General features: G+C 40.2%; 24 protein-coding genes. 9 read left to right on the top strand and 15 right to left on the bottom strand.

What is annotated here, in order from left to right; all coding sequences use genetic code 11:
- Positions 1-254 precede the first annotated feature (254 nt).
- The 4 genes from B5F53_RS18590 to B5F53_RS18570 form a co-directional block, all read right to left on the bottom strand.
- On the bottom strand, positions 255-1568 hold the full coding sequence (locus B5F53_RS18590; protein WP_087226850.1) for an IS30 family transposase: 1314 nt from the start codon (positions 1566-1568) through the stop codon (positions 255-257).
- A gap of 267 nt (positions 1569-1835) precedes the next feature.
- On the bottom strand, positions 1836-2009 hold the full coding sequence (locus B5F53_RS20025) for a hypothetical protein (RefSeq protein ID WP_162610650.1): 174 nt from the start codon (positions 2007-2009) through the stop codon (positions 1836-1838).
- A 186-nt stretch (positions 2010-2195) separates the two neighbouring features.
- Positions 2196-3251, bottom strand: a complete 1056-nt coding sequence (locus B5F53_RS20020) for a type II toxin-antitoxin system PemK/MazF family toxin (RefSeq protein ID WP_162610649.1) — start codon at positions 3249-3251, stop codon at positions 2196-2198.
- Positions 3252-3255: 4 nt separating this feature from the next.
- Positions 3256-4050, bottom strand: coding sequence for a phage regulatory protein/antirepressor Ant (locus tag B5F53_RS18570; protein ID WP_242970369.1), 795 nt, complete (start codon positions 4048-4050; stop codon positions 3256-3258).
- Positions 4051-4096: 46 nt separating this feature from the next.
- Here B5F53_RS18570 and B5F53_RS18565 point away from each other — a divergent pair, with 46 nt between their 5' ends.
- Together B5F53_RS18565 and B5F53_RS20015 are read left to right on the top strand one after the other, a co-directional pair.
- The gene (locus tag B5F53_RS18565; protein WP_087226844.1) at positions 4097-4444 is read left to right on the top strand and encodes a hypothetical protein; all 348 of its coding nucleotides are present in this window, start codon (positions 4097-4099) and stop codon (positions 4442-4444) included.
- Positions 4445-4611: 167 nt separating this feature from the next.
- Positions 4612-4785, top strand: a complete 174-nt coding sequence (locus tag B5F53_RS20015; RefSeq protein ID WP_162610648.1) for a hypothetical protein — start codon at positions 4612-4614, stop codon at positions 4783-4785.
- Here the strand turns inward: B5F53_RS20015 and B5F53_RS18560 are convergent, their stop codons facing one another.
- Positions 4786-4995 (bottom strand): hypothetical protein, encoded by a 210-nt coding sequence (locus tag B5F53_RS18560; RefSeq protein ID WP_087226842.1) that lies wholly within the window; start codon positions 4993-4995, stop codon positions 4786-4788.
- A 2-nt stretch (positions 4996-4997) separates the two neighbouring features.
- Positions 4998-5186 (bottom strand): helix-turn-helix domain-containing protein, encoded by a 189-nt coding sequence (locus tag B5F53_RS18555; RefSeq protein ID WP_087226839.1) that lies wholly within the window; start codon positions 5184-5186, stop codon positions 4998-5000.
- Between the two features lie 228 nt (positions 5187-5414).
- On the opposite strand from B5F53_RS18555, the gene B5F53_RS18550 reads away from it, so the two are divergent.
- Both B5F53_RS18550 and B5F53_RS18545 read left to right on the top strand, forming a co-directional pair.
- A complete protein-coding gene (locus B5F53_RS18550) occupies positions 5415-5837 on the top strand; it encodes a helix-turn-helix domain-containing protein (RefSeq protein WP_087226837.1) in 423 nt (140 codons plus the stop codon).
- A gap of 12 nt (positions 5838-5849) precedes the next feature.
- The gene (locus B5F53_RS18545) at positions 5850-6278 is read left to right on the top strand and encodes an ImmA/IrrE family metallo-endopeptidase (RefSeq protein WP_242970368.1); all 429 of its coding nucleotides are present in this window, start codon (positions 5850-5852) and stop codon (positions 6276-6278) included.
- Between the two features lie 64 nt (positions 6279-6342).
- Here B5F53_RS18545 and B5F53_RS18540 read toward each other — a convergent pair whose 3' ends face one another.
- From B5F53_RS18540 to B5F53_RS18500, 9 genes are read right to left on the bottom strand one after another with little or no spacing between them, the layout of a single operon-like run.
- On the bottom strand, positions 6343-7971 hold the full coding sequence (locus B5F53_RS18540; protein ID WP_087226835.1) for a GH25 family lysozyme: 1629 nt from the start codon (positions 7969-7971) through the stop codon (positions 6343-6345).
- A 32-nt stretch (positions 7972-8003) separates the two neighbouring features.
- Positions 8004-8657 (bottom strand): H-type lectin domain-containing protein, encoded by a 654-nt coding sequence (locus B5F53_RS18535; protein ID WP_087226833.1) that lies wholly within the window; start codon positions 8655-8657, stop codon positions 8004-8006.
- Between the two features lie 5 nt (positions 8658-8662).
- Positions 8663-9385 (bottom strand): collagen-like protein, encoded by a 723-nt coding sequence (locus B5F53_RS18530; RefSeq protein ID WP_087226831.1) that lies wholly within the window; start codon positions 9383-9385, stop codon positions 8663-8665.
- A gap of 18 nt (positions 9386-9403) precedes the next feature.
- Positions 9404-10201 carry a hypothetical protein gene (locus B5F53_RS18525; RefSeq protein WP_087226829.1) on the bottom strand — a complete coding sequence of 266 codons (798 nt, stop codon included), beginning with the start codon at positions 10199-10201 and terminating at the stop codon, positions 9404-9406.
- A gap of 12 nt (positions 10202-10213) precedes the next feature.
- Positions 10214-10867, bottom strand: a complete 654-nt coding sequence (locus B5F53_RS18520) for a hypothetical protein (protein ID WP_087226827.1) — start codon at positions 10865-10867, stop codon at positions 10214-10216.
- A 10-nt stretch (positions 10868-10877) separates the two neighbouring features.
- Entirely contained in the window at positions 10878-11612 is a 735-nt protein-coding gene (locus B5F53_RS20175) for a hypothetical protein (RefSeq protein WP_204246964.1), read from the bottom strand.
- Between the two features lie 16 nt (positions 11613-11628).
- Positions 11629-12693, bottom strand: coding sequence for a hypothetical protein (locus B5F53_RS20455; protein WP_087226825.1), 1065 nt, complete (start codon positions 12691-12693; stop codon positions 11629-11631).
- Between the two features lie 58 nt (positions 12694-12751).
- Complete coding sequence (locus B5F53_RS18505) at positions 12752-15505, bottom strand: hypothetical protein (RefSeq protein WP_087226822.1); 2754 nt, start codon at positions 15503-15505, stop codon at positions 12752-12754.
- Between the two features lie 10 nt (positions 15506-15515).
- Positions 15516-15875: a hypothetical protein gene (locus tag B5F53_RS18500; RefSeq protein ID WP_204246963.1), complete on the bottom strand. Its 360-nt coding sequence runs from the start codon at positions 15873-15875 to the stop codon at positions 15516-15518.
- A 791-nt stretch (positions 15876-16666) separates the two neighbouring features.
- Between B5F53_RS18500 and B5F53_RS18495 the strand changes: the two genes are divergently transcribed.
- The 5 genes from B5F53_RS18495 (at position 16667) to B5F53_RS18475 (ending at position 20025) form a co-directional block, all read left to right on the top strand.
- Entirely contained in the window at positions 16667-17194 is a 528-nt protein-coding gene (locus tag B5F53_RS18495) for a hypothetical protein (RefSeq protein WP_087226819.1), read from the top strand.
- Positions 17195-18109, top strand: a complete 915-nt coding sequence (locus B5F53_RS18490) for an AAA family ATPase (protein ID WP_087226817.1) — start codon at positions 17195-17197, stop codon at positions 18107-18109.
- Positions 18084-18659, top strand: coding sequence for a hypothetical protein (locus tag B5F53_RS18485; RefSeq protein WP_087226815.1), 576 nt, complete (start codon positions 18084-18086; stop codon positions 18657-18659). Before B5F53_RS18490 ends, B5F53_RS18485 begins: the two co-directional genes overlap by 26 nt.
- A gap of 141 nt (positions 18660-18800) precedes the next feature.
- Positions 18801-19247, top strand: a complete 447-nt coding sequence (locus B5F53_RS18480) for a DUF6978 family protein (RefSeq protein ID WP_087226813.1) — start codon at positions 18801-18803, stop codon at positions 19245-19247.
- 16 nt (positions 19248-19263) lie between these two features.
- A complete protein-coding gene (locus B5F53_RS18475) occupies positions 19264-20025 on the top strand; it encodes a DUF1829 domain-containing protein (RefSeq protein ID WP_087226811.1) in 762 nt (253 codons plus the stop codon).
- Positions 20026-20240: the final 215 nt, after the last annotated feature.

Raw genomic sequence — 20240 nt, 5'->3', positions numbered from 1 at the left:
GCTAAATTGAAATTTTAAATTCCAGTGCAGAGGTAAATTCCACCATACTTTATTTTTTGCAGATTTTACAGGAAATTTTTAAGCGAAATCTCCTGTTTTCTGCTATAATTAGCTAAACTCATCGAAAAATACTTGATTTCTGGGTATGGGAAACGGACCGCTGAAAAACAGTGTGCAAGACTGAATTCCACCGGCCACAGCTAAAAAATGTGAAACGTTTACTTCCAGTCTGACAGCAGATTTCGATCAGTTGATTAGTGATTAAAGCGGATCAGCTTAGGCGTCAGATTTACCTCATCCGGGGCAATCGGTCTAAGCTGAAATGCGTTTAAGGCTTCTTTTCCAAGCGTTTCCAAGGCCATACTATACGGTGTCCTTCCACCTAGACACTCTCTGGGAGTGGAATTGATATGGTTCACGATCAGGTTTACGTCCCATTGCGTAAGGAATTCAAAACTGGTTCCTTTTGGGAGGATCATCCGCAGCATCGTATGCGCCTGTTCCAGCCCGCCCTTCTGCCCGCTCTGCATAGGATCACAATAATAAATGCTGGAACGCTGTATTCCGGTCACTCCGGTTTCCAGAGCATCCGGATCACCGAATTCAGAGCCGCGGTCAGTCAGAATGTATTCAAACGCAGAGGCGAACTCGTAGGTGCCCATACGCCTTTCCAGACGATCAAAAATAAGACGGACAGCGCCTTTGGTGCAGCGGTTCATCAGGAATGCAAGAAGCAGCTTTTCTCTTGTAAAAAACAGGGTCAACAGGGTTTTCTTTGACTCTCTCGAAGAATGGACGGTATCCATTTCAACATGCGCTGAAAGATTCAGGGCGCAAAAATCGCTGTAAAGTCTGCCGGTAAAGACAGCTCTGTCCGTGATCTGTGTTTTGTGACATTTCCGTGGCTTAAAACGAGCTTTCCGCTTCAGATCGATATTCCTTGCGGTAAAAAGTCCCTGATCAAGATAAGAATACATGGTGCGGACAGACATAGCTAATTCTGGATGATTCGTCAGGATATGATAAGGCGACTGTCCTTGTTCGATTAACGGGGAAATGATCTTATCTTTTTGATGCAGCTCCCGTTTGGTCATGTTGATCCCGGCTCTGGAATCCCGGAGCTTTTCGCGATATTTTCTGTCGGCAAATCGGGCATTATAGTTGTACTTGTGGGCGATCGTACAGTGAGTGATTTTTTTATCACAGCCATTGCAGACATAAGGCGCCCGGTCAAGCCTTAAGCAGCGCTCTTTTACAAAGTCTTTGCATGTTTGGTTACAGGCAGGGCAGGATGTGCATTTAATGCCGCACAGAACGATTTTCCCACAGGCATTGGTCTTCCTGCAATGATAGCGGTGGACGCAGAAGTTTTTGGCATTATAAAAAGTGCCTTTGTGATACCAGTCGGAAAGTCGGTGAGCCCTTACCTCTTTTGAGATGGTAGTCGGGTCCTTGCACAGGAATCTGGCAATGTCCTTAAAGGAAGTACCCTTATTCAATTCATTTTCGATGTAAATACGGTCTTCAAGGGTAAGGTGTTTCTGATTACCTGGAATATATTTACTCATTCGTGTTATTCCTCCTTCTACTGCTGTCAGAAGGAGAGATAAAGATAGCACAGCTATATGAAAGAGTAAATATCAACTGTGCAGGAGTAAACTCTACACCTCATTAAAGGAGTGGAATTTAAAATTTCATTTTAGGAAAATATCCTCCTAAACTTTTACTCTTGCCAAATTCAGGAAGATAATTTATAATATTCCTGACTATGGTGAGTCTCGTTTGCTTTAGTCGCGTCCCAGTTGGAACCCCTTATTCCCTCTGGGACTTTTTTGTTACAGAGCGTATACCTCTCTTGTATTGCTATCGTATTTCAGCGTCATGGTGTCTCCATTGCAGTCTGTTACGAATGCCTCCCGTGCATCTGTAAACTTAATGTCTAGATTTGCAATCCCAAAATGATTTTCAACCCAATTCAGAATCGCCATCTGTGCGATTGTCTTTGGCATTTTTGCTTTCCTCCTTATCTTTTTCCTGTAAAAGCTTTCTGTACTCTTGCACCGCACAATAAGCTATTACACACGCCTCCATAATTTCGTCTTTTGGCGACGAGTTGTTCTTTATGTATTCTTCGCATTCTCTGAAAAGTTTCAGTTCAATCTCGAACGCTCGCTTACTATTCATCTTTTTCCCCCTTACGATATACTCATTTGTGCGTTACATTCCTTAATCCGCATTCGTGTATTACTACACGGTATCCAGTTCCGTATGTAATCCACAGCATCATCGAATCTCAGCCTTGGAATGTTATTCCGGGAATTGACATGGAAGTAATCTTTCACATCTCTATTGCATTCAGAAAATACCTTTTTAGCGATTTCGTGATAAGCGTTACTTTCTTTCCCGCCAAGCGATTCAATTACAACCGCCGCCACTTCCTTTTCCAGAACCCGTTGCTGTCCATAATCAATATTCATGGTGTTTTCCAGTTTGGAAATGCGTTCCTCATGACAGTCAATCATGCCGAGCTGCACTCGCATCATTTCTTCTGGTGTCATCCTTCTGTTTGCTCTGAAATATGAATCCACAAGCTGCCTTTGAACCATCCATGCCAAATCATCTGTAAAAGACTTAACCAACATGAGATAACCTGATTCTGTTACCAGTGTTACATCATTTTGTTGCCTTAAATCCATATCTCCTATCACTGTCCGAAATTCGGACGGCGTTATTTTGAAGAAATCCACCCCTTCTATAAAGTGATCCTTATTATAGGAAAATCTCTTCCTCGCTGTTCCATCCGGTCTTTCATGAACTGCATCGATGTCTTTGAATGTGACAATGCGTTTTCCTTTGTATTCTTTCGCCGAAATTGTTTTCCTTCCAATTTTTACTAATCCGGTCATTCCCGCCACCCTCTCTTCCTTATTTAATGCAAGGCTGATCTTGATTTTCTCGTCCACTTCGGCCATGACATCAGGATTGAGTGTGCAAACGTAACTTTCGATTCTTCTTTTGTCTATCGCCCGTATTTGTTCCAACAGAACCTGAGAACGATAATCCAATGATTGCTTTCGGCAATAGACATGAGTGACAAAATCTCTGCTTTGCGTTGTAATCGGCGCAATTATTGTCATACAACTGTTTTTATTTCCTATATCGTTCTGGATAATCAGAACAGGACGTTTCTTTCCTTGTTCGTGGCCTTCATATCCACTTAAATCAGCCCAGTATACTTCACCTCTTTTCACGTAATCACCTTCCTACGTTCTTCCTCTCAATAACCGGAACAATTCCTGCTTCTTTTAACTTGTCATAAAGAAACAGCCTTCCTTTAGTTGTCCATTTTGTGTTCATCTTTATATCAGGTCTTCCGTCCGCTCTGGTAATGTCTACGGTTTCAGAATGTGTGTAACCTTTTCCGTGAAACTCGCGATACAAAAGCCATTGACCGCTCTGTTTAAACTGAATCCCTAACTCATGGAGAATCCGATTCATTTCCTGCCCGGACATTCCATAATCTTTTGCTATCTGAGTGATTGTCACAAGCCCAGGATTCTTCAGAATCTTATCAGTGTAATCCGCTTTCGGTTTCAACTCTCCAATGACCTGATTCTTAACATTGACTTCTTCGATCAGCCGCTGCCGTTCTCCAGTCAGCTCCTCGATGGTTTTCTGTGCTTCCAGAACCGCTAGCGCCAGAAGTTCCTTGCCTTGTGGCATATGGTTCTGAATCACATCTTCCATCTCATGAAATCTTTTTACATATCTTCCTGTAAACAAAATTCCTTTCTCGCCAGTGAATTTGTTTGCCAGAAAATCACAGCCAAGACGCGTAACGTTATAACACGGTCGCTCCTTCCCCTGCGCATCTATATAGGAAGATTTTTTAAAATAATCAGCCACGGACATTTGTCCTTCGCTAAGAATTTGTATATATCCCTTGCGATCTTTTCTCCCATCTAGTTTCTTCAAAATGTCCGCATGTGGAACTTCCATCATCTCTGCAATTTCCCGGCTGTCTATGTACTTCTGTGTAATTTCGTTCAAATTCTCACCCCTTTCTGGTATAATCTTCTTATTGGAGGTATTTGCCATGATTAAAAACGAAAATGATTTCTTGAAGGTTTTAATTGAATCTAAAGATTCTGATAATGATGTTTCTGTTTCCAAGGTTATGAAAGGAAACCAACTTACTAGCCTTGATTTTTCATGTATGCTTGCAAGGCTTACTGAAAAGGAATACATCATTCAAACCGATAGCGAAACCATACATCTGTATCCATGGGGCATTGCAGCATACAAATCTTTATGGAAACGTATAGCGTTCTGGATAGGGAAACTGCTTATCCTTACCATTAAGAACCTCATTCTTTTTATTGGCGGAATTCTAAGCGGTCTTATCGTGGCATATGGGACATTTCTAATAAACAAAATGCTTTAGAAATATTAGTAGCCCCGTCACGAATCCACCCATGAATATAATTAGTTCAATAACGCCCTCCACTAACTCATGCCAACTTGATTTTTTATCTTTCATTATTCTGCTCCTTTGATATAATCTCCTTACAGGCACTGCCATGCCAAGTAATTGCGAAAGGAGATATAACATTGATTAGCAAAGAACAAATTGCTCACGATTTGGCCGTTGCAAAACTGTATGGTTCTAGGCTGTCAAATGAGGAACTTTGCAAAGAATACAATAGATATTTCAAAGAAATCCTCGCATGTTTGACTAATAACACTACAGCTAAGCCAACGCAAATCATAAACAGTCCTATGTAATTATCTTTGAGATGCTGCAAGGGCATTAAGAGCCATTGTTTCCAGAGCAATCTGGTCTTTCAATTCTTTGTTGCCCTTGCGATACTCACAAATATCTTCGAACAATGCAAGTGCCAAAAACGATTCTGCATCTCTTACGGTTATTGTCCCGCTTTCATCATCATTCATAATTTGATAGTCATTTCCAACTTTCATTATTTTTCGTTTCATTATTAATCCTCCAGAAAATATTCCATTTTTACCCCAAAGTAATCAGCGAGTTTTTTTAAATTATCAACATTAGGTTCTGAACGCCCGGCTTTCCAATTTGAAAAAGCCGTTTGGCTAATCCCTGTTTTTTTCGATACTTGATAACTTGTTTCGTTATTTTTCTCTAAAAGTTCCGAAATTTTTTCGTACAAAATTTCACCACCTTTCACTATAAAGCGTATTGAAAATACTTTCGTATTGTGATATACTTTCAAATATAAAACTACCACATTTTATAAATAAGCATTTCGCAACATGGAGTATTTTTTACGCTTACTTTCGTTTGCGTAACTAAATAATACTACTATGACCATTAGTAGTCAAGTGTTTATTACTAATTTTTGCGAAAGTATACCATCTTTGTGAAAGGAGCACAATGCATGTACGAAATATTTGAACAACTTCTACAAAAATATGGTGTTACTTCATATAAAGTCGCAAAAGAAGCTGGTGTTACACAAACGGCTTTAAGTAACTGGAAATCAGGAAGAAGTACGCCAACAATAAAAACGCTTCAGAAAATTGCTGATTATTTTGGTGTTACTGTAGATTATTTAATGACCGGAAAAGAAGAGGTGCCGTCTGAACCACAGCTAACCTCAAAAGATAAAAGAGATATAGAAAAAGACCTTGAATCCATTATGGAAAAACTGAATAATCAAGAAGAAGGGCCTGCCAGTTTTGGAGGACAAGATATTCCGGAAGATGACAGGGAATTATTTGCTGCACAACTCGAAGCAATGTTGGTACGCTTAAAGAAGATTAATAAGGAACTATACAACCCAAACAAAAACAAAAAGTAGGTGCTTTACATAGTGAAAAAAAGTATTAAGTCTACCGTTGCGTATTTTGTTAAAAAATTTGATACCAGAAATCCTTTTGAGATTGCTGATAGATTAAAAATCGAATACATTATAGGTTCTTTGGGAAATTATAGTGGATGTTATCTTTATCTAAAAAAACACAGATGTATATTCCTGAATTCTGAACTTTCAGAACATGATATGCTTTTTGTTATGGCTCATGAGTTAGGACACGCCATTTTGCACCGAACAGAAAACTGCTATTTCATCAGAAATAAGACTTTTCTGTCAACAGAACGAATAGAGCAGGAAGCGAATACCTTCGCCGCAGAACTTCTGATTCCCGATTCCTTAATACTCGAAAATCCGGGGTATACCAAAAGTCAACTTGCGCGATTGGCCGGATACAATGAAATGATTATGAATTTTAAAAAGATATGAACAAAAAAGTTGGTAACACAGACCCCCGGAGACAGCAATCTCCAGGGGATTTTTTTGAATTGTATTATTTTGTATTGGCCAAGATGTGCGCGGCCACGGCTTTCCAACCGTTTTCCCCGCAGATTCCGTCCTGACTCTGTTTGGTATTCTTCTGGAACGCTTTAAAAGCCTTTACATCATCGTCATTAAAGGTTCCGGTCACTTTTGTACCAAGCATGGTCTGTAACATGCTAACGCCGACCCCTTTGCTGCCTTTTTTGATATAAGGTAATGTTACCTTATCCAATATTGCTGTCTGCAACTTATTTGCCTCCTCTTCTCTTCTCTTTTCCTCCACCGCTTTGTCTACAGCATTTTTGGTCTTTAATCCGTACTGGCCGTCCTGGGTTAAACCATAGGCCTTCTGGGCTGCTTTCACTGCCTTTTCCGTATCTGCGCCGAATACGCCGTCTGCACCTGAGCTTCCGCAGGAAAAGCCTAAATAAATCAAGTCTTCCTGGACTTCTTTTACAAGGGTTCCGCTGTCCCCTTTTTCTAACCAGTGATTAGCGTCGATTTTTAACTCTTCTGTAGCTGCCAGGCTCCAATCAGGCCTTGCAAACTTTGTCCCCGGAAGCTGGCTGTTATAGTAAGATTTCTCACAAACCCCACCACCATTGGCTACCACACCGGAAGCACCGGACGTATTGCCTTCGATTGTCCAGAACCGGTCGCCAGAAACTTTGGTCACAATTCCCGTATGAGTAAATTCCCCATTCCGGTAAAAGCAGACAATATCCCCCACTTCCGGGTTTGCATACCGGGTAAACAGATTCATGAGCGTTGGTACATAGACATAGGGGTAATGCTTCAGCATCTTTTTCGCCGTCTCTTTCCCAAAAGCCTGCTGAAATACCCAGGTGACAAAAACCGCACACCAGGGCTGTGCCTGATAGGAAGGATAAATATCCCTCCAATACTTGGTATAGTTGTTGCTGCCCGCGTTGGCCGTCTTACTGTCCAGACTGCTGTTGCTTGCCTTTTCCAGATAGCCCACTTCGGCTTTTGCGATCGAGAGGACTTTGTTTATTACTTCGGTCTTGTTCATTTCGTTTCCTCCTGTATAATCTTTATAAAATACATCCAAATCCACGTTTCCGGAAATTCCGGATACTGTTCCTTTACTGGAATACTGCCACCCTACACCTACTGAAGGACGGAGACGCTCCTGGATGGCTCCGTTGTCATTTGCCGGATAAGCAGCCAACCAGAACTCATATTTGCTTTTTGCTTCTGCCGGGATAACATTGTTATACCAATCTACATTACAGTAAATGCCGAACCGGTATCCGGCGGCCGTCACTACTGACCAAAAGGTCTTTATCATTGTGTTTAAGGTACTTTCGGACAGCTTTCTCTGGCTTTCGTGTTCTAAATCCAAGAATACCTGGAAGTCCAGTCCTCTTCCGGCCAGGGTATCTACCACACTTTGGGCTTCTTTCTGGATTTCCGCTACCGTCAAGGCGTAGCTGTATTTATAAACGCCCACGGGGATCCCGTTTACCTTGCAACCTTTATAGTTATGTTCAAAACTGGTATCTACTCCATTTTTTTCAGTGATTCGCAAAATAGCAAAGGAGATTCCAGATGCTTTTACTTTTTCCCAGTCAGGCTTTCCCTGCCAACTGGACACGTCGATTCCTTTTCTTTCCATACACATTCCCTCTAATACTTAGATAATTATCGTTATATTTGAGCTATCCATTCGATATTCGGCATGAAACGTGCCGTATGCCCGTTAAAGATTTTGGCTGTAAATCCAGTGGTATCAATATCGATTACGGATAAATTTACTTTTGAGAAGTTTACCTCTGTAGAACCGGAATAAAAGCAGGCCACTACATTGGGGATACTGGCAAACGCTTTCGGGAAATCAATCCGCTTGGTAGTGATTGCACTGGCGCTTACGGTGATAGTTTCCGATATTCCCGACTGTCTGCTGGCTTCCAGGGTATCCAGACGCTCCACCAGGCTGTTAATGGCTTTTACCAAATCTACCGATACCTCAGTGTCCAGTTCGGAAAGCGTCCCTACCATATCCGCAAGCTTCTTCCCCATGCTTGCGGATAAAATCGAGCTGTCGCTGCTGCTTAGCAGGTTGGCAATGATGACAGGCTTATATCCTAAATCCTGGTACAATCCGGAAAAGGCCACGGTCTGTAAATCCGCCAGGTATTTCATGATTCTCCCCAGATTTTCAGCCGTTGTTTCATTTGGGTCAATGTTTATCCGCTCAGAAGCTTTTGTAAAGCTGATTTTCTCCTGCGCCAAATCCGGGACTTCCCCGGGCGGCCCCTGGGGTCCGATGACGCTCCCTAAGTCTATCTCTCTTTTTGCCATACGGCTCACTCCTCATAGATGGCATATAAGTGTCCATCTTCCCGGATTTCAAGATCCGGCGTCTGGCCGGCCGGTCCCTGCGCCCCAGTATCTCCTTTTTCTCCTTTTTCCCCGGTATCCCCTTTCGGCCCCTGCAGGCCGGTGTCTCCTTTTTCCCCCTGGATTCCCTGTTTTCCCTGAGGACCCTGGGGCCCGGTCATACCAGTGGCCCCGGAAAGGTCTGTAATGTAGGTATATGATGTACTGCCCTTTACGTAGAGTTTTGCGTTATCCTCATCCTCTACGCTTCCGGTGTCAATCAGGACAAACTGTCCTTCTTTCACGCCGTCCGTAGCAAATCCCGCATTCATTTCCGCGACAGACTTAAAGGTTTTTGCAATGGCAAAGGGATCCCCCTTCTCTCCTTTGGGTCCCTGTTCCCCCTGGATGCCCTGCTCCCCCTGGGGCCCGGTATCCCCTTTTTCTCCGGGGTCGCCTTTCTCCCCCTTCTCTCCCTGGGGTCCAGTGGGTCCGACTTCCCCCTGCTCTCCTTTCGGCCCCTGGGCGCCGTCCTGTCCTGCGGGGCCGGCCGGTCCCTGTGCCCCAGTATCTCCTTTTTCACCTTTGAATTCCCCGGAGGCAATGGCCTCATCGAGACCTTTTCCGTTATATTCAATGTCTTCCACGTCTACCAGTTTAAACGCTCCGTTGTTTTTGGGTTTGATTTTACTGATTAATTCAACTGCCATGTCTGTTTCCTCCTTCCTTTATGCCGCCACCACCGTGGTGTTTCCCAGTCCCGGGTTGTCCGATTTCCAGATGTCATAGTTTTCCTGGTAGCCGGAGGCGTTAGTGAAAGCGATGGTGGCTGCTTTTGCAAAGCCTCCCTCGAATCCCCCGACCTTAAAGGACGGCGTTCCGTACCGGGAGGGAAGGGCGTAATAAATATGCTGGGCGGCCCCTGCGTTGACCGTAAAGGTTTTTGCCTTACCCGACTGCAGGCCTTTGGTCAGTCCAAGCAAAAAGGCGCTGTCGAAAGAGTCTTTGCTCTCTCCAACGCCCCAGTATACGCCATTTAAAAAGGTGATGGCGCTTGTTTTGGTAGCTGTTTCCTCCCGCTCATCGGTAGCTTTTAAGGTATAGGTCTTATTACTTTTTAAGTTGGCTCCTTCGATGGTTTTGGTTGTCAGGGACTTGTCGATTCCTTCCCCGTCCAGGGTCAGGGTTGTCGGCGTTTTGTTGGTTTTCCAGGTCAGGACTATAGCGTTGACAGTGCTGCCCATCTCTACGGTGTTGACGTTGTTGGTAAAGGATGCGATCTGGATGGCTTCATACAGGACTTCTTCCATCTGCTCTTTCAAGGCGTCTAAGGCATCTTTTACCGTTCCTTCCTCGTAAGATACCCCATCCGCGGATGTGGCTCCCGGATCCCCTTTTTCTCCTTTCTCTCCAGTATCGCCTTTCGGGCCTTTTAAGGCTGCAAGCTGTTCCTCCGTAAAATCCTCGTAGGTAAATGGATCCCCTTTTGGTCCGATGACGCTCCCTAAATCAACTTCTCTTGCCATATGGTTTCCTCCTTATTCTTTATAAATGGCTATCAAATGACCATTTGTCCGGATCTCGAAGTCCGGGGTCTGGCCGTCTTTTCCTTTTAATTCTTCCAGCAGGATTAACTCCTGCCATTCGTTGCTGTCTGTGTACCGCCACTGGATGGCTGTCCCGTTGTTTTTCAGTTCGATTTCCCGTCCTCCACCCTCCCCGCCGGATGGGAGGCGGATTCTGTTCCCGATTTCTTTTCCATCTGACAGAAGGGTCAAAAATGTTCCATCCAGTTTTAAGTCATCCGCTTTTGCATCAATCTTTCTCAGAATCTCCTGATAGATATTTTCCTCCGGTGGTTTGGGGGTTTCTCCCTCCCGATAACCAGAATGAATGATGTGAATAATTTCCTGATTACTCGTCACCAAATTTCCACAATAAACTGATACATATCCGTGCCCCATCCCATTTGCTCCCAAAAACTCCCAGGGAACCAGACAGGCATCCTTTTCCAGAAGCTGTGCCCAACATTTCCCGCCCCGTTCAAACAGGGCGGTCTTTGGTTCAATCCATTCCGGCGTATTGAAAGTAAATCTCGCTTTTAAATAGTTTCTGGAATCTGATACAACTTTAAAATTATCCGTTCTTTTAATAATCTGATTGGTGACATCGAAGGTGATTACCGGCTCCATTTTGCACCTCCTACTCTATTTCCTCCACATAAAGCCCAATCAGGTCTGCAAGGGCCTGATAAACCGGCTGCCCGGTATCCCGGTTACAAAGGTATGCTTTTCCGCCCTGGGTGTAGTATGTTCCTTCAAACAGCTCCATGTTGCCGTTATACGGGATCGGATCCTCCTTCGTCCCGGCGTGGGTTTCGTCAATCACCGCATACAGGCTTTCCGTGCTCTGCCCCGGAACATGCTGTTCCTGGATGAAAAGATTGTCCTGTAAGGTCTTATACAGGGTTCCTTCATGGGTAAACTTATAGCCTTTCTCCACCGTCTGACCAATTACCGTCTTCCAATCCGGGTACAGGTTCTTCACCGCCAAAGCCTGTACATCGGTCAGAGACTGTGCCTGCATCTGCGCCACCAGTACCGCACTTTCGTACATGGACTGGCGTTTCCGGATGGCTTTCACTTCCTTTTCCGCCGGGGTTAAGTCTTCCAGATTATAAACAACAAGCAGCCCTTCGGGAGTTTCCTCCGTCTCTGGCTGCTCTGTTATGGATACTCTTATTACCTTTCGGTCTTTGCGGATTGCCTGGTGTCTTCCGCTTACAATGGTGTATTCTGATAAATTTTCTTCTGTTACTTTCTGGTTTACGGTTACAAATTCCTCCATGTCACTTACGTACAGGCTGAAACTGTACTCTGTTACTCCGGACAGGATTTCCTGTTCTGTCCCGTCTTTGAATATAATCTTGTTTTCCATTTTCTTTTATCCTCCTTTATATACTCGCTATCCAGGAAGCACGTGGCTGACATCCGCTTCCGGAATCATTAAACACTCGCAAATTAAAGCCAGTTTTTGTTACAGAACCCTCTTCAACCGTTGCTGTAAGCCCTCCATAATTCGCATTTTTGGATTCTGCTGGACATACAATCCCTGCCACCACGTTAGGGATCGACGGGAACGCTTTCGGGAAGGTAATCTGAACGATTGCATACGACTGATCGGGGATGTTCTCTTTTCCTGACGCATTGATAACTCCTGTCTTTCCACTTTGAATCCTGGCGTGTTCCTCATTGATTGCCTCAACCAGATTGTCCTTTCCATCCGTATCCAAATCACTTAAATTGCCCTGGTTGTCCGCCAACTGTTTCCCCATCGCCGCCGACAGTCCGGAAGATGTAGAAGTACTGGTTAAGTTATTTAAAATAGATGGGATTGTTGGCTTGTTCGTCAAATCATTATAATTTCCGGAAAACAAAGTTGGCTTATTCGTCAAGTCATTGTAACTTCCGGAAAATGCTACTGTTTTCAAATCAGCAAAAAATTTCTTTATCTTTCCTAAGATGGTTTTCATTGTATCTGTGGCGAGGATATTGCTCCGGGTAGATGCCTGGGTAAAATTGACGGTTGCCGTATCCAGGTTTTCTATCTCCCCTGTGGCTCCTCTTGGAAAAACGAAATTTAAAACAGCATCACGCGAAGTACCTACATTCGTAACTTTTGCCTGCGTTCCTGGTTCTCCTGTAGTAACAGTACCAATTTTTATAGTGGCTGCAGCTCCATCAAAATCTCCATTGTCAAGCTTTTCCTGTATATCTCCCATTAGATCCACCATATCTTTTGAAAAAACGCTTTTTATTTCTTCTAAAGACTGATCCATGTTGCTTACCATATCCTCATAGGTTGCCATCCTTTTTACATCGCCCGCTTTAAAACATATGTAAACGCTTTTTCCATCTTTTGCGCTTGGATCATCCTTTAATACTACTGCCAATTCTGCCGGAAGCAACTTTCTAGGATCGAAGTGCCCGTAATCTCCATTTCTGGATTGAATCGCCATTTATTCACCTCCTACCTGCTCCACAAAATTGAGGAGCAGGTTATCTTTTTCCATAATCTTAAAGAACTGCATCTACTAAAATTCCGTCTCTAAATTCCATATATCTACCGTTCCACCATTCGAGGGCCGTTCCATCTTCACTTGGATCCATCTGGACAATTCGTACGTATTGAGTTGAATCTGTGTAACCAAAGTTGATATTTGAATCCCTCACACGTTCTACGCTATACAAAATACCCGAATCAAAATGTAAAGTAAGGTTTGTAAACCCTCTGATTCTTCCATCCCACGTCAAACTTGTTGGAGCAATGAATTCAATATCCCCTGTGTACGCCGAAGGAATTGATTGCCCATCCCAGTCTACTTTGGTGATTATCCCATTTCGGTACCGAACGGATGCCTGCTGATAGCTAGTAACCCTTCCGTATTTACTGATTCCGTAAGGTGCCTTGAAGTTCATCGTTCCATTTGCACCGCTTTCATCGTTCATCATCAGTTTATTGCAGACAAGTCGGATTCCCCGTTTTTTTGCCGTCTTCGTAGTACCCAGCTCAAGTCCAATCCCATTCTCTATCTCTGCTTTTAGAGCCGTGTCTGCCTTATCAGGCGCCGTTGGATTTTTAGAAAGGTAATATTCTGTCCTTATTTTCCCTGTGCTTTTCGGCACAAACCCTCCTACCATATTTGCATTTTTTATCATGAGGAAATTCTGCCCTTTTTCTGGTTCGCTAGAAGTCGCATATGTTTCTATATCATTTGAAGTCTCTTCATTTTCCACTTGTGACGAACGAATTTCCAATTTCTCTGATAGGCTCTCAGGTTCCAATTGTCCTGGCGGAGGATCAGGTACCAGAATATCACCAGGATCTACTTCCTCTAATGGCGGAAGATTACTATCATTTTCCTCTAACAATGGAGGGGAATAAAAACTTGTGTCTTCTGTCTGGTTGGATAAAAACCAACTCTCTCCATCGTAGTCAAACCGAGTTAAAGTTTCCCATTCTTCTGTCTCTTCTCCATTTGATCCAATTATTTGATTTTTATTCTGGACATAGATGGCTCCATTATTATTGAAGTCATAATCTGCTAAAAGGACTCTTTTTTTACCATCTCCGGAAACGTTATATAATAAATTTTGAGTGACTGCCCAACCACCAATGGTTCCTCCATATATATCAATTCCTTTGTCAGATCCTTTTACTACAGTCCCTCCGGAAGAATTAAGTATTTTCAATAACCCAGATGTATTATTTTCACCCCCAAGCGTTAATGTTCCACCTTTTGCCCAGTCAAAGCTTAAACCGACAACGGCAAGTACATTCAGAAAAGCGTTTCCATTTGCGTCAATGCCTGCATTCCATGTCTTTCCTCCATCGGTAGAAACTAAAAACCCATTTTCTGTTTTTTTCCATATTTTCATTGAATCTTCTAATGCTGGCTTATCATGTTGATAAACAATTCTCCCGCCATTCTCCGTTTGTTCTATCGTCTGGAACATTCCCATAGAGTTCGCAATTATTCCTGTAACCTGTTCTACGACCTTGTCATAGTTAGAAAGTTGTGTATCAACTTCATTTCGGTTGTCCACATATGCCTGTGTTATTTGGCTATACCGAGCGGCACTGTTTCTGGCAGGTGATTTTGCTCCACAAAGAACCTTTTGCCAATTCCCAACCTGGAACGTTGTGTTCGTTACAAAAGTTTGATAAGAAACGCTCTTTCTGTCCGTCACATAAGCACAATCACCGGCCTCAATAGACGGATCAGATAAACAGGTCACATTTATAGGGCGGAATCTTAAACCAATAAGTTTTTCTCCCAGATAGGACGCTACCGTATTTCCTTTTCCTACCGGAATAAACTTATTATTGTTAATCTCCAGAACATATCCGTCATTTCCAGACTGATACGTTCCAATCGTCTTAGAATCCCTGGAAAATTCTTTCACCTTTATCCCCGTTATAACTACATCATCTGTTGATGCCGAATAATTTTGGAACGAAAAAATGTGGTGATAGTTTTTCATTTCTTCAAACGTACCGGCTGAATAACTATCCCCTTCCGTCCAGGGATTAAAAGTTCCTCCATCTGCACTGTCACCAGAGGAATAGGGAGTGCTTTCATCGAAATATCCACCAGATAAAGCCTTATTCTTCTCAAAAATAGAAGTATTGTAGAAGTCAAGTTTTAGTCTCCCATATACATCCATTCTTGCCCACTTACAGGCTATTTGGCAAACCCATTGCAGAACTTGACGGAAGGTAAGAGACTCGTCACTCGGTCTTTCCTCGACCATATAATTACTATTGTCAAAATTGGCTGTTATATAGGAAACTCCGCAAACCTCACATGCGTCTAAGTAAATTTCCAATAGGGATGCCGGGTAACTAAGTTTACTTAAAGAATAATCCTTATCAAATTTTGTAAGGTAGTCAAAACAAGAAAGGGTTATAATGGATCCGTTATAAGAAGCCTCATCAACAATAAAAGTCCCTTTTCTTATCTTTTCTATTGTTCCATCTGGAAGTTTTAGTCCCACGTAAACAACCACATTTGCATCTGTAAAATCATACTCAGAAAACTCGTCATAAATATTGCTGATTACAACTGTGCATTTATTAACAATTACGCTCCCTATATCAAAAGAGCTTTCAGAAGAAACCGCGTCTGAAATCGAAAGACCATAGTTCCATAAATCTTTATTTGTAAGATTTAGAATTTTCCCATCGGATAACGTAATATCTACATATTCCAGAAAATTCCTGTTGTCTTTCACCAGTTCGTTTTTAAACGCACCAGATACCGAAAGCATTTATTACCACCTACCTTTCAATAAAATCGAAGTTCAGCCCTTCCATTCTCTGATTTCCAATAAACCAACACTTAAAAGGGGCTTCACGATCTCCGACATAAAAAGTTCTTTTTGCGTGTTTATTCCGGTCAAGCAAATCAGGATACTCGACTTCTATATATTCGGGATTCACTGCTTGCACAATATCGCAGGCAGTATCCCAGTCCGGCGCATTCCATCCAAGATTCAGCTTTCTTTTCTGACCAACCCGGTTTTTATGCATGGTTGTGTCATCAGTTCTCCCGGACTCCGCAGCCGATATATCCTGCAAACCCCAGGTAAATGAGGAAGGGGTTGGCAGCTCTACGCCATCTACTTTTATCATCGTCATTTTTCTACCCCCGTATTTTTGCATACAAAAAAGCACCCATTTTTCTGAGTGCTTTTCAATGTTATTCTTTAATTATTATAATATTTTTAAAACGGACATATCGGACAACTTTACTTTACAGTATCAGTAACAGATACAGTAATAGTAATAGTAACAGTAATAGTCTGTTTGATACGGTATGCATACCGTATCTATACCCTATATATACCGTATCAAAAATAAATCTCATAAGAAAAAGCGGAGAAATTAATCTCCGCTTTTTATGGATAATTTAATGCAATGATGTATTGTTTTTTAGAAGATAGAGAATTTTAGTTCAAAAATCAGAACTTTTTTAAACTAATTATATTTATTCCATCTTTTGTTTTGCACATACGCATTTGATTTTCCATTAGATTGCATCAATTCATCGCCTTTTATTTTATATACTCATTGTGAGCTGTGCATTGAAGTCCCGAATTTGTTCTTCCAAAAACAGTAGTGATTCATACTCCATCGCAATCCACAAAGCTGTGTCTATCTGGTTTCGCCTGATTGACTTGTATGTACTCATGATTTATTTCTTCTTTTCGGTATAGTTTTCATAAAACGCTATCATTGGATCTCGATTTTCTCCCGTTTCAGCATATAAAATATATCTTCCTGTTTCAATATCTTCACCTACTACACAAACTCTAGGTGGCTAAATTCCTTTTTCTCTGTCGCACTACGTTTTGATGAAATAACAAATACTATTTTTTACGCTTTGAGTATGATATAATTAAGAAAATACAAAAGCGGAGGTAAACAGTATGTTTGAAAAGATAAAAGTTTCTAAAGAAATTATAATGCTTATGTGTGATAAAGTCTGTGGTTTTATTTCCGACTATTATAATAATAGAATTAATGAAAAGGCAGAAACAAAGAGACAATTATCGACAACACAGTTTGAGAGAGAATTAAGAAACGATCTGCAATACTTAGAAACTAAAATTGATAACGTAGAAGCATTTGTTTATCAAAGTAGGCAGTTGTTTGAAAATTCAATAAAATCTTTATCGCGCCAAACGGATACGATAAGAATAGAAAATATGAATTTTTTTGGTGACATTCAGGTGACAATCAATTGTAATTTAGGTGGGATCCAGATAAATGGAGATGGAAATGTTGTTACAAAACATTTTATTCAGCAAATAGTAAATAATGAAGCAGATGAATTATTTGAAGCTGAAAAAAGCTTTCTTATAGATAATTCCCCGGTATTTGAAAACAAAAAATCCATAAAAGAAATTATCAGTATAGGAGAAAACAAATTGAAAAAATTAAGGGGAGATGATTAAATGTCAAAATGGAATAATATTATACCTGAGAGATTTGAAAAAGAGATTGTATTACATGCTATGCGTATAATAAGTGCAAATATTCAGGACGCACCATTAATATTAGGGATAGATGGACCCCCAGGTGAGGGTAAAACTTACCAGTGTAAACTTGTATTAAAAAGATTAGGAATTAAAGTATTTCCGCTTTCTGCTGGACAATTTGAAAACAAAGAAGCCGGGGAGCCTGCAGAATTAATACGCAATACATATCGGGAAGCATGTGGACATGTCAAGTCTTCGGACGGCAATATGTCAGCAATAGTAATTGATGATGCGGATGTTGCATTTGGAAATTGGGGAGAAATGTATCAATATACGATAAATACTCAAACAGTAATAGGAGAACTTATGCGTTTAGCTGATAGGCATATAGAAGAAAGCGAGGAATTTCTCCGGATACCAATTTTTATGACAGGGAATGATTTGTCGAAAATATATAGTCCATTAAGAAGGGAGGGACGAATGAATTTTTATTATTGGGAGCCCAACTTGGAAGAAAAAGTAAAAATGGTATATTTCCTTTTTGATTATTTAGACGAAAATGAATGTAAGGAGTTAGTGGAATATGTTGAAAATTTACGTATTAAAAATCATATGAACCGGATACCAATAGCATTTTACTCGGACTTAGAATCTCATCAATATGATGATACTATTTGGAATCTGTATTTAAAATCAAAAAGAACTTATTTTGGTAGTGATATTGTGAGTAAAATAAGAATATCAGATCAAGACGTTAATTCTTCTCTGGTAAAATTAAAAGAAATAGCTAAAGAAAAATTGATACAAATTAAACTTTCAGAGATGAATCATATAGGTAAAAAACGCTTCGAAAAGAGGGAGAAATATGGCAATTACGCAGACGATAACTGAAACATTTGCAAGAAATGTATGTATACAAAATCAATTTAAAATTGCTTTTAAACGAATAATGGGCTATTCTTCGAATGAGTATAAAAAATTTTTAGATGCAATATCTCTGCACAAAATTGATTCAATTACTTTTTGGGCATATAAGAAAAACAGTTACGGAAAGAAAGAAAAATGGATTGAGCTTATTTTAAATGTTGATTGGAAGGAACACAACAATTATTTAATAAGAGGAGGAAAGACTGTAGAATTAAAAAGAAAATGGAACGGTGTTTTACCAGAAATAGAGGTTGCAATTGATGATATTGAAAGTTTTATTGAAGAAAATCAACTAATTCCATCATTGTCCGTAGGATTTGCATCTGACTTGAGTACAGATGAATATAATGGTTATATGAAAAGCCTGGGATTGGTTCACGGAAAAGTTTTTCCATGGAAAGAAGATGTTGTTGAAATTAGATCAAAAGAAAATATGGTATCATTATATAAAAAGTCTGCACGAGAAATTCCAGAATTAACAGCTGAACTTAGGGTTGCAAGTAAGTTTGTATAGACACATGCATAAATAATAGAAACAAAGAAGTTATGAAATTAACACAGTTAATTTACACCGCCAAACGGATATAACTGCGTGACATTAGTAACTTCTTATAGTATAATTTAAAAGAATTATTTTGGAAGGAGGGAAGTATAATTGGCATCTATAAAAATAAGTCAAAAAGAAGCAAACGAACTTTTAGATATGCTAAAACATACATTAGTTTCCGAAATCAACTTTCCCTCTAAAGGAGAATCTGTAGAATTTAACGTTGTAGGTGATAAAAAACAAGATGTTTTTGCGATTAATATCTTTAGGGGGAAAATTAATCGTTTAAAATATAATATAGGTGCTCGTATTATTAAGAATGGTATTTTGTTATTGGAATTGCATATAAATCCATCAACTATACATACTAATCCAGACGGAGAAAAAATCACAGGTAGCCATTGGCATATATATATTGAAGAATATGGTCGTCTTTGGGCTTTTCCAACAGAAGATTTTAATAGCGAACACTTTGTTGAAAACACGGTTGCATTTTTAGACAAATTTAATGTAATTGAAAAGCCAAAGATTAATTTTCAGTTAGAATTATTGTAACGAGGGAGGTGTAATCTTGGATATTCAAAAACTCATTGATGATTATACATCATGGTTAAAAAATGAAATTACATTTGAAAAAATCGGAGAGTATTATGAGATTACTACCCCTTATTTAGATAATGCAAATGATTATTTACAGATTTATGTAAAGCAAGAAGGTAATGATATTTTCTTTACTGATGACAGTATAACTATGCATAATTTAAAAATGAGTGGTTTCCAATTAACCCAAAATCGAAAACTTCAGTTACAAAGAATCTTATATCAATATGGTGTTCAATTAAAAGGAGACGAGTTGATTGCAAAAGCTCCATTAAATAACTTTGCACACAAAAAACATATGTTTATTCAAGCAATGCTTCGTATAGATGATATGTTTGTTGTTTCAAAATCAAGGGTATCTTCTTTCTTTTTAGATGATATACAAGAATTTTTTCTGGAAAAAGAAATCTATTATACTGATAATGTACAATTTATGGGCTTATCGGGTTTTTCACATAATTATGATTTTCTTATTCAACGTAGCAAAACAAAGCCAGAAAGATTATGTCAAGCAGTAAATAACCCTAATAAATCGACAATGGGAAACATTCTTTTTGCTTGGAATGACACAAAACCGGCTAGAAAAAATGAAAGTCAATTAATTGTTATTTTAAATGACCAAAACAATATAGCAAAAGGCGTGGAAGATGCTTTTTTAAATTATGAAGCGAAAGTAATACGTTGGAGCGAAAGAAATAAAGAAAGTAATATTGCGTTATTATCAGTTTCCTAACCACAAAACAATATTTTTAATAATAATGAAGAAGCAGCCTAACCAACAAATTATAGTGTTAAACTGCTTCTTTAATTGTATATGGTAAATAACTCGTACTAAAAAGAGGGCATCGCTCTATCATCTAATCAGATGATTGTAAGTAGGTAATCATCCGTGCCTTGACAAAATATGAAAATCCCCCAGCATTTACCGGGGGAAAATTAGTCTCTCAT

Origin of the sequence: Blautia sp. An249, from assembly GCF_002159835.1 — a bacterium.
Classification (GTDB): domain Bacteria; phylum Bacillota; class Clostridia; order Lachnospirales; family Lachnospiraceae; genus Blautia_A; species Blautia_A avistercoris.
Note: the sequence above shows the minus strand (reverse complement) of the source record. Positions and strands in the feature narration are given on the sequence as shown.